Origin of the sequence: Ruegeria sp. HU-ET01832, from assembly GCF_040371315.1 — a bacterium.
Classification (GTDB): domain Bacteria; phylum Pseudomonadota; class Alphaproteobacteria; order Rhodobacterales; family Rhodobacteraceae; genus Ruegeria; species Ruegeria lacuscaerulensis_A.
Genome location: NZ_BAABWL010000001.1, coordinates 303,072 through 314,990, shown reverse-complemented (window position 1 = coordinate 314,990; position 11,919 = coordinate 303,072). Strand labels below are relative to the sequence as shown.

The following is an 11,919-nucleotide window of genomic DNA, read 5'->3' as shown; positions in this document are numbered from 1 at the left end:
GAAGCGTGTTTGCTTATGATCTGTTTTAAAGAGTGACCGTTCGAGGAGGAGCAGATGAACAGGTTAAGTTTCGTGATCGCAGTCGCGACCATGTTGGGCAGTCCGGTTTTGGCGGACGGCATAATGGGAAACCTGAAAAAAGGGGCCGAGAAGGTCGGGCAAACTGTCGGCAAAGGTGTCGATGCGGTCGGTGATACCGTAGATTCGACCACTGAACTTTTGTCAAACGAGGCCACACCGGAAGAAACGCGTGCCAAGTTGGACGCTATGGCCAGCCAGATCTTGAACCAGCTCATGGTCGAAAACCCACAGGCTCAGGCGCTATATGACGTAAGCGCAGGGTATGCTGTGTTTGATTCCCGTAAAATCACTGTATTCCCGGTTGCCGCAGGTTACGGGCGTGGGGTGGCCGTTTCGAAAGAAACGGGCGAGCACACCTACATGAACATGGGCACGGGCGGTGTAGGGGCTGCGCTTGGCATTGGCGGATTTGAAACGAAATATGTGATCCTGTTCGAAACTCAGGCAGATTTGGACAAGTTTATCGACCAAGGATACGATGCAACTGCAGAAGCCGAAGCCATGCACGGCTACGAAAAAGAGGGCGATACCCTGCGTTTTACCGATGGGCGGTCATTCTTTGTGCTCAGTAAAAAAGGCTGGCGCGTGTCCGCAGGGGCTTCGGGAACTAAATACTGGAAGTCTCCTGAACTGAACTAGCCTGAACAGCTCGCACCACCCAACACGCAAAACTTGGCGCAATGAGGATGGTTCAGATGCACGTCCGCTTCGGCTTCGGCCAGAGTGGACCCTATTTCGAACTCGGGCTCATACGCCAACAAGGTGCAGGCCAGAACCGCGGGCTTTTCCGCGCCTTTGCGTTTCACGACCATCCGCGCATTTGAACACATGACGGCTTCGGGGGATTTGTCCAGAATGCCCCAACAAGCTGTTGTGATCTCGGGTACTTCGATGGTTTCATCCATTTCGGGGAACAGAACGGTTTGAGCCGGGTTCTGCGCGTCAATGTCAAAACCGTGTTGCTGGAAGAATGACGCATATCCGGCCCGGCTGTCAGCATCACTGTCGCCCCACACGGTACGACCGGCAACTGCCATCTGAAACCCGTTGTCGCGCAACCACTCCATTCCGGTTACCGTCTTGGCAAAGCTGCCTTTGCCGCGCTCTTCATCATGCAGGGCAGGGTTGTAGTGGTCGACGGAAATCCGAAGGGTCAGCTTATCCCCATAATCCTGCTGCAACGCCAGCAGTCCGTCGCGCATCTTCCGGCGCATCATTGGCAGCATCGCATTGGTCAGAATCAAAACCTCATAACCGCGTTCAAGAGCGGCGCGGGTCATGTCGATCATCTCGGGGTTCATGAACGGCTCGCCGCCGGTAAAGCCGATCTCGCGTATGGGCCAGTTTCGCTGTTCGATCTGGTCCAGATAGTCGCGCACTTCGTCAGCAGTGATATAGACCAGTGCGTCATTGGTCGGGCTGCTGAGGATATAGCAGTTCTGGCATTCGATGTTGCACAAGGTACCAGTGTTGAACCACAACGTTTCGGGGTTCTTCAACGCCACCGTCGCACGGGCTTGCCCGTCCGCCGTTACCAACTTGTCCTGAAATTTGCCGATATTGGCGCTGCTTGGGGCGTTGTCTTTCATTCCGGTATCCGGTTCTTTGAAGTCATGTCACTGAATTAGCTGTTTGATATGGGTTCGTTAAGTGCGACATCAACGACCTGACAAAGTTTTGAAGATGAGGACAATGGCCCCGATGGTTGCGCTAACATTGGACATAACCCAGAGGGCAAGGTAAGGAAAACACATGGTTTCTCGTGTTATCCCTGTTGATCCGTTCGACCTGGTCATATTTGGCGGAACCGGTGATCTTGCGCAGCGCAAGATCCTGCCGGCGCTGTTTCGCCGGTTTTGCGCCGGGCAATGGGCCGAGGGCGCGCAACTCATCGGGGCTGCGCGGACCAATTATGACAGCGTTTCGTTTCGTAAAGCCGTCCGCGAATCGCTTTTGAAATTCGCTGCAAAGCAGTGCAAAAACGGTGCTGCGTTGGAGGCATTTTTGCAGCGTATCGATTATGTCTCGCTTGACGGTTCGTCAAATGATGGGTGGGTGCAATTGGCGGACAAGCTCAAACCCGAGCGGGTCCGGGCGTTCTACTTTTCAGTAGGGCCAAACCTGTTCGGACCCTTGGCCGAGAGGATCGAGGCTCATGACCTGATTTCACCATTGACGCGGATCGTGGTGGAAAAGCCTTTTGGCCATGATCTGGCCAGTGCTCAGGCGCTGAACGCGACTTTGGCCGCTTATTTCTCGGAAAAACAGATTTACCGGATCGATCACTATCTTGGAAAAGAGACGGTCCAGAACCTGATGGCCGTGCGCTTTGGGAACATGCTGTTCGAACCGCTCTGGAACAGTCAATATGTCGATCACATCCAGATAACGGTGGCCGAGTCCGTCGGGATTGACGGGCGCGAAGAGTATTACGATCGCGCGGGTGCGATGCGTGACATGATGCAGAACCACCTGATGCAGCTGTTGTGCCTGATCGCGATGGAGCCTCCGGCGAAGTTTGACCCCGACGCCGTGCGGGACGAAAAACTCAAGGTGATCCGCGCTCTGGACCCGGTCGAGCCGCACCATATCGTTCGCGGCCAGTTCGAGGATGAAGATACCGGGTATCGCCAAATCGTAGGCAATCCGCGCTCGACCACGGAAAGCTACGTGGCGCTGAAGGCGCATGTCAGCAATTGGCGATGGGCGGGCACTCCATTCTATTTGCGCACCGGCAAGCGGTTGGTCGCGCGGTCTTCGGTGATCAACGTAATGTTCAAGGACGCGCCGCACTCGATCTTTGGCGCTGACGCCGGCCGGCACGCGAATGTCTTGTCAATCCGGTTGCAACCAAACGAAGGCATTACCTTGAAGGTGACGATCAAAGAGCCGGGGCCGGGCGGTATGCGTTTGGTCGACGTGCCGCTGGACATGAGTTTTGCCGAGGCATTGGGGCCGGAAAATCAGGACCCACCCGACGCGTACGAGCGGTTGGTGATGGACGTCATACGCGGCAACCAGACCCTGTTCATGCGCGGCGATGAGGTCGAGGCCGCATGGGCCTGGACCGATCCGGTTATTGCGGGTTGGCAGGCGCGCGGCGATGTGCCGAAACCATATGATAGTGGCAGCACAGGTCCGGGCGACGCCGAGCTGCTGATGAAACGAGACGGTCGCCGCTGGCAAGGAATAAACCCATGAAAATTCAGGAATACCCCGACCGGGACATGCTGGCTATCGACGTTGCCAACGCGTTGGCCGGAGAGCTTGAGGCCGCCTTGCTGCACCATGACATGGTCTCGTTCGCGGTGCCCGGCGGCACCACGCCGGGGCCGATCTTTGACGGATTGTGCGCCGCTGATCTGGAGTGGGACCGCGTTCGCATCCTGCCCACCGATGAACGCTGCGTCCCCGGTGACAGCGAGCGTTCGAATGAACGACTGATCCGTCAACGCTTGCTGACAAATCGCGCTTCGGTCGCGCAATATGTTCCCCTGTATGTCGAAGGTAAAGACCCGGACGCAGTTCTGCCCGAGATCGAAAGCCTTATCTCCCCGGTTCTGCCCTTGTCTGTCCTGGTTCTGGGCATGGGCGAGGACATGCACACTGCCTCGCTGTTTCCGGGGATGGAGGGGCTTGCCGCTGCCTTGGACGGTCACGCACCACCGCTGGCCGTTGCGCGTACACAGACCCAGCCCGAAGCACGCATTTCGCTGACGGCACCCGTACTGGACGGAGCGCTGTCCAAGCATCTGGTTATTTTCGGCGCGGCCAAGCGCGACGCTTTGAACAAGGCGATGGCCTTGCCGCCGGAAGAGGCACCGATTGGCGCTGTTCTCAGCGGTATGACAGTTCATTGGGCGGAGTGAGGCGATGAAACTGGATGATCTCAAGAGTCTGTCGGGCGAAACAAAGACCATTCTGCAGCTGTTCGATCAGCACCCCGACCGGGCGCAGGCGTTTTCAGCCTCGACTGGTGATTTGTTGTTCGACTATTCCAAGACCCAGATTGACGCCGACATTCGCACAGCTCTGATCGGTCTTTGCGACCAATCGAATCTGGCTGATCGTCGTGATGCCATGTTCTCGGGCGCTAAGATCAACGAAACCGAAGGCCGCGCGGTTTTGCATACAGCGCTGCGTAACCTCGACGGTGGCCCGGTCGAGGTCGACGGGCTGGATGTCATGCCCGACGTTCTGGACACTCTGCAACGGATGCGGGTCTTTGCTGAAGAAGTGCGTGGGGGAACCTATGCTGGGGCAGGGGGCAGTTTTACCGATGTGGTGAATATCGGCATTGGCGGGTCCGATTTGGGGCCGGTGATGGCGACGCATGCGCTGTCGCCGTATCACGACGGCCCTCGGGTACACTATGTATCCAATGTGGATGGGGCGCACATCGCAGATATTCTGCGCCAGCTGGACCCGACGCGTACTCTGGTGATTGTTGCCTCGAAAACCTTCACAACGATCGAAACCATGACCAATGCCCGTACGGCACGGGCTTGGATGTCCGAGGGGGGCGGCGATCCGGCACGCCAATTCGCTGCCGTCTCAAGCGCCATGGACAAAACCCGGGCCTTTGGCATTCCCGAAGAGCGCGTGTTTGGGTTTGCCGACTGGGTTGGCGGGCGGTACTCGGTTTGGGGACCGGTGGGCTTGCCGGTGATGATCGCTGTGGGATCGAACGCGTTTGACGCATTCCTGCGCGGCGCTCAGTCGATGGACGTTCATTTCCGAGCCGCCGAATGGATCGAGAATATGCCGGTGATGCTAGCCCTTGTGGGTATATGGCATCGGCAAGTGCAGGGGCAAGCCAGCCGAGCGGTTTTGCCCTATGATCAACGTCTTCTGCGTCTGCCCGCCTATTTCCAACAGCTTGAGATGGAGTCGAACGGCAAATCCGTCGCGATGGATGGTTCAACCTTGGATGTACCCTCGGGGCCTGTGGTCTGGGGGGAACCCGGAACCAACGGTCAGCATGCCTTTTACCAACTGATCCACCAAGGCACCGACGTGATCCCGTGCGAGTTCATGGTCGCAGCCCAAGGACACGAGCCTGAATTGGCCCATCATCATCGCTTGTTGCTGTCCAACTGTCTGGCGCAATCCGAGGCGTTAATGCGGGGCCGGTCACTGGAAGAGGCACGAAGCCGGATGGCCGCCAAGGGGCTGGACGGGGCCGAGCTAGAACGTCAGGCGCGCCACCGTGTCTTTCCCGGTAATCGTCCGTCGACCACATTGATCTATCCGCAGCTTACACCCTTTGTTCTGGGTCAGATCATTGCGCTTTATGAACACCGCGTCTTTGTTGAAGGTGTTCTGCTGGGTATCAACTCGTTCGATCAATGGGGTGTCGAACTGGGTAAAGAGCTTGCGACCTCGCTGGGTCCGATCGTGGACGGAGAGGAAGACACCGCTGGAAAAGATGGTTCGACTGCCGCATTGGTCGAATACGCGTTGCGACACCGGGCTGAGTAACCCTCTACTTGCCGCCGTGCGGGCGCATAAACATGTTGTAAGGCAATGGATTGCTTGGCAGGGTTTTCCCAATCACTTGGTCTTTCAACTGGCCGAGCTAATATGTGATGCCGCCGACAAGAAGCGGTATCAATAAAGGGAGGATGTCCATGCTAGGACAAATGATGACGCAGCCGCTGCTGATCTCGTCGCTCATTGTGCACGCGGATCGGTACCACGGCCAAACCGAGATCATCTCGGTCGAGACAGACGGGTCGGTGACCGAAAGCAACTGGTCACAAGTGTCCACGAACGCGCGCAAGCTGGCGTCGGCGCTGACGGCATTGGGGCTAGACCCTCAAGCGCGGATCGGAACCTTGGCGTGGAACAATCGTCGGCATCTAGAAATCTATTATGGAACCTCTGGTGCCGGGTTTGTCTGTCATACGATCAACCCCCGCCTTTTCCCTGAACAGCTGACTTACATCATCAACCACGCGCAGGACCGTGTGCTGTTCTTCGACGCGACCTTTATTCCTCTGGTCGCGGCGTTGAAGGACCATTTGACCGAGGTCGAACACTTTGTTCTGATGGGACCGCGAAACGAGGATGTGATTGCCCAAGTCCCCGGTGTTCAGTTTTATGACGAGCTGATCGAGACAGGCGACGCGGGCTTCGAATGGCCGAGTTTTGACGAAAACACCGCATCCAGCCTGTGTTACACCTCTGGCACGACCGGAAACCCCAAAGGGGTGCTGTATTCCCATCGCTCGACTGTGCTGCATAGCTTTGGTTCAAACACGCGCGACGTGATCGGGTATTCGGCGATGGATGTGGTCATGCCTGTAGTGCCGATGTTCCATGTGAACGCGTGGGGCTCACCCTATGCTTGCGCCATGTCGGGGTCTCGCATGGTTCTGCCCGGGCCGGATCTGCACGGTGAAGCATTGGTCAAGCTGATCGACGCTTATGGTGTGACGCTTGCTATGGGGGTTCCGACGATCTGGCAGGGCTTGTTGGCCTATGCACAGAAATCGGGCAGCAAGTTGGACAGCCTTGAACGTACTGTGATCGGCGGCGCCGCGTGCCCACCGTCGATGATTGAGACATTCCGCGAAACCTATGGTGTGGATACGGTTCATGCTTGGGGCATGAGCGAAATGAGCCCGCTCGGAACCGCGAATTATCCCTTGGCAAAGCATGGTAACCTGCCAATCGAAGAACAACACAAACTGCGCGAAAGCCAGGGACGCCCGTGCTATGGGGTCGAACTGAAGATCGTGGACGATGACGGGAACGAACTTCCAAATGATGGAGAAACGCAAGGTGACCTGATGGTGCGCGGCCATTGGGTTTTGGATAACTATTTCCAGATGCAGGATGATGATCTGCTGCAGGATGGTTGGTTTGCCACTGGCGATGTCGCCACGCTGGACCCAGACGGTTACATGACCATTCGGGACCGATCCAAAGACATCATCAAGTCAGGTGGCGAGTGGATCAGTTCGGTTGAGCTGGAAAACATCGCCGTGGCTCATCCCAAACTGGCTACGGCTGCCGTCATCGGCGTTCCCCACCCGAAATGGGATGAACGTCCTTTACTTGTTGCGGTCAAGGCTGAAGGCCAAGACCCGAGTGAAGATGAGCTGTTGGCGTTTTTTGACGGTAAGATTGCCAAATGGCAGGTGCCGGACAAGGTGGTCTTTGTGGATGCACTGCCGCTGAACGCGACGGGAAAGGTGCTTAAACGCAATCTGCGCGCAGATTTCGAAAACGCACTGACAGCTTAGGTCTGTAGAACTAGAGAGAATGGCTCCGGCGGTAGGGATCGAACCTACGACCAATTGATTAACAGTCAACTGCTCTACCGCTGAGCTACGCCGGAACGGTTCGCGCCGTATAACAATCACAATCTCTGCCGTCCAGAGGGGAGAGGGAAGTTTTTTGACGAAAAAAATTCGACCGCAGGACGACGATCGTTTCATGCCAAATCAGTGTGCCTTCGAAGGGGATTTGGCTCCGGCGGTAGGGATCGAACCTACGACCAATTGATTAACAGTCAACTGCTCTACCGCTGAGCTACGCCGGAACTGAGGGCCGTATAACAACCCCGAAAATTGCCGTCCAGAGGGGAACGACCCGAAATAGCGAAAAATTTTTCTGATCATGCAATTCGATGGAATTCGGCGTCTATAGCTAGGTTTCCTTTCGGTGAAGCCATTGATTTTATAGTTAAATCGACCAAATGAGCGAACACGTTACGTTCGGCGGCAGGAAGCAACGCTTTGGGAGTTTCGATGTAGATACGCTCAGCCAATTGTCGCGCCGTGCCGGGTTGATCGGCAAGCGCACTCAGAATCTGTGCCTCGCGTGTCAGGCGATGCTGTATCAGCCAATCCAGCCGGGCAGCAGGATCAGTGATAGGAGCACCGTGTCCTGCGTGAAAGGTTGACCAAGTGCGGTCGCGCAGACGGTGACAGGCTTGCATAAAGTCCGTCAGATCTCCGTCCGGGGGTGATACCAATGAGCTGGCCCATCCCATAACATGATCGGCGGTGAAACATGTATTGCCCCAGCCCAAAGCGATGTGGTTGCCCAAGTGCCCCGGGGTATGAATGACTTCAAGCTGCCACTCGTCACCTTCGATGGTTTCGCCATCGGCGAGTTCGATATCCGGACGAAAGGCGGTATCGATTCCTTCGCCGCCGCCGGCCAGTCCCTGTTGCGCCAGGTCCGCCATCACCGTACTGCGTCCGGCTTCGGGGCCTCCAAAAGCCAGAATCGGCGCGCCGGTGCGCCGCGCCAATAGAGCGGCGAGCGGAGAGTGATCCAGATGGGTATGCGTGACGATGATATGGCTTATGCGTTGACCCGCTTGAAGGGCGGATAAAATCGCGTCCAGATGTGTCTCGCTCATCGGTCCGGGGTCGATGACTGCGCAATCCTTTGTGCCCAGCAAATAGGTATTCGTCCCGCGATACGTCATCGGCGACGGGTTCGGCGCCAGAATGCGCCTAAGCCCGGCTTGCAATTCGACCGCTTGGCCGGGCGGTGGGTTGAAATCATCGGGGGCCTGCATTCTGCGCTCTTTCTCTTGTCCGATCAGCCCGTTAGGTTTAGCGCATGTCGAGTGCATGGCTCAAACCCTATATGCCGCGAAGTCTTTATGCGCGAGCGGCCCTGATACTGGTTCTGCCAGTGATCGTACTGTTGCTTGTTGTTGGCATCGCCTTTTTGCAGAAACACCTTGAAGACGTGACAGAGCAGATGACACGCACGGCTTCCCGAGAGGTGATGCTTGTGCTTGCGACGATGCAGGATGCCGAGACCCAGCAGCAAGCCATGGCCGAGATTCGGCCTGATCTGAGCGCGCTTGAGATGAAGGTGCGTTTCCTTGGCATCAATGAACGCCCCGAAGTTGGTTATCGCCGATGGTACGATTTCATTGCGCCGCAGGTCGATTCCGATTTGCATGCCTTTCTACCCAATCTGGTGGCAATTGCGCTGCCCAGTGGGGATGAAGCGCGCCTATATTTGAATACAGATTTGGGATTGTTGCAGCTTACAATGGATCGGCGACGCTTGTCTCCGGCTGCTCCGCACCAGCTGATTGTGACGATGGTGTTTTTTGCGGTCATCATGACGTCGATATCGTTCTTGTATATGCGCAACCAACTGCGTCCGATTACCCGGTTGGCTGATGCAGCGCAGGCGTTTGGCCGTGGCAGGGTAGTACCGTACGCGCCCGGAGGCGCAATTGAGGTCAGAGCCGCGGGAAACGCTTTTCTCGATATGCGCGCCCGAATCGAGCGGCAAATGGAACAGCGCACCATGATGTTGTCAGGTGTCAGCCACGATCTGCGCACTCCCTTGACCCGTCTGAAACTGGGGCTGTCGATGTTGCCCGAAGATGAAGCCACGCCGTTGCAAAAAGACGTGGACGAAATGCAGCTGCTGCTGGACGCGTTTCTCGACTTTTCACGCGGTGCGGCGGAAGGCGCGCCCGAACAGGTGGATCCGTCTGAGTTGTTGAAACAGATCGTCAACGACGCCCAACGGGCCGGGCATACCGCTGAACTTGTCGCAACCGAAGGCTCGGGTACCGCCATGTTGCGTCCAACGTCGATCCGCCGGGCTGTCGAGAATCTGATCGGAAATGCTGTTCGATACGGAAACCGAGCTGAGGTCAGCCTATCGCTTACCCCCAAAACGCTGCGTATCCGGGTCGAAGATGACGGGCCGGGCATTCCGCCAGAACAGCGCACCGAGGCCGTGAAACCGTTCTCGCGCCTGGACCCGGCGCGCAACCAGAATCAAGGCAGCGGTGTTGGCCTGGGGCTTGCAATTGTTGCGGATATTGCCCGCGCACACGGGGGTGTTTTGCGGCTTGGGAAAAGTGAACGCCTGGGCGGGCTCAGCGCGGATATCATCATAGGACGGTAAATTTGGTAGGCCCGGCAGGACTTGAACCCGCAACCAAAGCGTTATGAGCGCTCTGCTCTAACCAATTGAGCTACAGGCCCGTCTGAGCGCTTTGAGTATCACGGTGAACGCCCGCGTCAAGCCTGACCGTTGCAACGACGGCCACAATCGACTAACCCGCGCGGGAACCATTCATAAGGGGTTGGCCATGACAGCGGGCAAGAACGGAATCACCTATGCGGACGCGGGTGTTGATATTGATGCAGGCAACGCGCTGGTCGACCGGATCAAACCTGCGGCCAAGCGGACCAACCGCTCGGGCGTGATGAGCGGGCTGGGCGGGTTTGGCGCTCTGTTCGACCTCAAGGATGCGGGCTACACCGATCCTATACTGGTGGGCGCGACCGATGGTGTGGGCACCAAGCTGCGTATCGCTATTGATACCGGCGTGGTTGATGGCGTTGGCATTGATCTGGTGGCCATGTGCGTCAACGATCTGATCTGTCAGGGCGCCGAGCCTCTGTTTTTCCTCGACTACTTCGCCACCGGCAAGCTGGACACGGATACTGCCGCGCGGATCATCGAAGGCATCGCCGAGGGCTGTGTGCAGTCCGGCTGTGCCCTTATCGGTGGTGAGACGGCGGAAATGCCCGGCATGTACCCCGATGGCGATTTTGATCTGGCCGGGTTCTCGGTCGGCGCGATGGAGCGTGGCGCGCATCTGCCCGCAGGCGTGCAGCAGGGCGACGTGCTGCTGGGGCTGGCGTCGAACGGGGTGCATTCCAACGGCTATTCGCTGGTTCGCAAACTGGTCGAGATTTCGGGGCTAGGATGGGACGCCGAGTCGCCGTTCAGCGACGGTACGCTGGGTGAGGCACTGCTGACGCCGACGCGTCTTTATGTCAAGCAGGCGCTGCAAGCGATCCGGGCAGGGGGCGTTCACGCGCTGGCCCATATCACCGGTGGCGGTTTGACAGAAAACCTGCCGCGTGTCTTGCCCGAAGGGCTGGGTGCCGGGATCGACCTGAACGCCTGGGATTTGCCGCCCGTCTTCCGTTGGATGGCTGAAACCGGTGGAATTGCTGAGACTGAGATGTTGAAAACCTTCAACTGCGGTATCGGCATGATCTTAGTCTGCGCCGAAGACCGCGCCGACGATTTGGCCGCTCTGCTGGTCGAAGCTGGGGAAACCGTATCGCGCATCGGCACAGTCACCGACGCGGCCGGTGTGGCCTACACTGGCAAACTGCTGTGAGCCACAAGCGCGTTGCCATCCTGATCTCGGGCGGGGGGTCCAACATGGTGTCGCTGGTCGATTCCATGACCGGCGACCACCCCGCGCGACCCTGTCTGGTGCTGTCCAACGACGCGCAAGCCGGGGGGCTGGTCAAGGCGGCTGAGCGGGGCATCCCGACGGCTTCGGTCGATCACCGTCCGTTCAAAGGCGACCGCGCCGCGTTCGAGGCAGAGCTGCTGAAACCGCTTGAGGCAGTGCAGCCTGATATCGTCTGTTTGGCTGGGTTCATGCGCGTTCTGACCGGTGATTTTGTATCGCGCTTTCAGGGGCGGATGCTGAACATCCACCCTTCACTGTTGCCGAAATACAAGGGCCTGAACACGCATGCCCGCGCGATCGAGGCAGGCGATGAGGAACATGGATGTTCGGTTCACGAGGTAACGGTGGCATTGGATGACGGTCCGATCCTTGGCCAAGCCCGTTTGCAGATTGAGCCAAACGACACACCTATGACTTTGGCGGCACGGGTTCTGGTGTGGGAACATAAGCTCTATCCAGCCGTGTTGCGCCGCTTTAGCTCTGGCGACCACACACCCGTGTTGCTGCCCTGATCGCCGCAGAGTGATTTACACGCCAGTGTTATTCGGCCTATGGTCTGGGCTATCGCCCTGAACGGCACAAAAGCGACGGGCTACGACGAAAAACAAGAGCAAGAACAC

Annotated in this window: 10 protein-coding genes and 3 tRNA genes; 8 read left to right on the top strand and 5 right to left on the bottom strand. The window is 57.5% G+C overall.

Annotated features, from left to right (window positions below):
- Positions 1 to 54 precede the first annotated feature (54 nt).
- Complete coding sequence (locus tag ABWV79_RS01595) at positions 55 to 720, top strand: lipid-binding SYLF domain-containing protein (RefSeq protein ID WP_170354312.1); 666 nt, start codon at positions 55 to 57, stop codon at positions 718 to 720.
- Here the strand turns inward: ABWV79_RS01595 and ABWV79_RS01590 are convergent.
- Positions 717 to 1,670, bottom strand: coding sequence for a radical SAM protein (locus ABWV79_RS01590; protein WP_353390012.1), 954 nt, complete (start codon positions 1,668 to 1,670; stop codon positions 717 to 719). The genes ABWV79_RS01595 and ABWV79_RS01590 overlap by 4 nt on opposite strands.
- A 163-nt stretch (positions 1,671 to 1,833) precedes the next feature.
- Between ABWV79_RS01590 and zwf the strand changes: the two genes are divergently transcribed.
- The 4 genes from zwf (at position 1,834) to ABWV79_RS01570 (ending at position 7,331) form a co-directional block, all read left to right on the top strand.
- Complete coding sequence (gene zwf, locus ABWV79_RS01585) at positions 1,834 to 3,282, top strand: glucose-6-phosphate dehydrogenase (protein ID WP_353390009.1); 1,449 nt, start codon at positions 1,834 to 1,836, stop codon at positions 3,280 to 3,282.
- Positions 3,279 to 3,950 carry a 6-phosphogluconolactonase gene (pgl, locus tag ABWV79_RS01580; RefSeq protein ID WP_353390006.1) on the top strand — a complete coding sequence of 224 codons (672 nt, stop codon included), beginning with the start codon at positions 3,279 to 3,281 and terminating at the stop codon, positions 3,948 to 3,950. The genes zwf and pgl overlap by 4 nt, the downstream gene beginning before the upstream one ends.
- Before the next feature lie 4 nt (positions 3,951 to 3,954).
- Positions 3,955 to 5,562, top strand: coding sequence for a glucose-6-phosphate isomerase (gene pgi / locus ABWV79_RS01575; protein WP_353390003.1), 1,608 nt, complete (start codon positions 3,955 to 3,957; stop codon positions 5,560 to 5,562).
- A 149-nt stretch (positions 5,563 to 5,711) separates the two neighbouring features.
- Positions 5,712 to 7,331 carry a long-chain-fatty-acid--CoA ligase gene (locus ABWV79_RS01570; RefSeq protein ID WP_353390000.1) on the top strand — a complete coding sequence of 540 codons (1,620 nt, stop codon included), beginning with the start codon at positions 5,712 to 5,714 and terminating at the stop codon, positions 7,329 to 7,331.
- 20 nt (positions 7,332 to 7,351) lie between these two features.
- Here ABWV79_RS01570 and ABWV79_RS01565 read toward each other — a convergent pair.
- The 3 genes from ABWV79_RS01565 to ABWV79_RS01555 all read right to left on the bottom strand — a co-directional run bounded on the left by ABWV79_RS01565 (position 7,352) and on the right by ABWV79_RS01555 (position 8,620).
- Positions 7,352 to 7,426, bottom strand: a tRNA-Asn gene (locus ABWV79_RS01565).
- Positions 7,427 to 7,555: 129 nt separating this feature from the next.
- Positions 7,556 to 7,630: transfer RNA gene (locus tag ABWV79_RS01560), tRNA-Asn, on the bottom strand.
- Between the two features lie 75 nt (positions 7,631 to 7,705).
- Positions 7,706 to 8,620, bottom strand: coding sequence for an MBL fold metallo-hydrolase (locus tag ABWV79_RS01555; RefSeq protein WP_353390782.1), 915 nt, complete (start codon positions 8,618 to 8,620; stop codon positions 7,706 to 7,708).
- Positions 8,621 to 8,664: 44 nt separating this feature from the next.
- On the opposite strand from ABWV79_RS01555, the gene ABWV79_RS01550 reads away from it, so the two are divergent.
- On the top strand, positions 8,665 to 9,984 hold the full coding sequence (locus ABWV79_RS01550) for an ATP-binding protein (protein WP_170354306.1): 1,320 nt from the start codon (positions 8,665 to 8,667) through the stop codon (positions 9,982 to 9,984).
- Positions 9,985 to 9,987: 3 nt separating this feature from the next.
- Here the strand turns inward: ABWV79_RS01550 and ABWV79_RS01545 are convergent.
- Positions 9,988 to 10,064 (bottom strand) — tRNA-Ile (locus ABWV79_RS01545).
- 107 nt (positions 10,065 to 10,171) lie between these two features.
- Here ABWV79_RS01545 and purM point away from each other — a divergent pair.
- A complete protein-coding gene (gene purM, locus ABWV79_RS01540; protein ID WP_353389998.1) occupies positions 10,172 to 11,218 on the top strand; it encodes a phosphoribosylformylglycinamidine cyclo-ligase in 1,047 nt (348 codons plus the stop codon).
- The gene (gene purN / locus ABWV79_RS01535; protein WP_353389995.1) at positions 11,215 to 11,811 is read left to right on the top strand and encodes a phosphoribosylglycinamide formyltransferase; all 597 of its coding nucleotides are present in this window, start codon (positions 11,215 to 11,217) and stop codon (positions 11,809 to 11,811) included. The genes purM and purN overlap by 4 nt, the downstream gene beginning before the upstream one ends.
- Positions 11,812 to 11,919 lie beyond the last annotated feature (108 nt).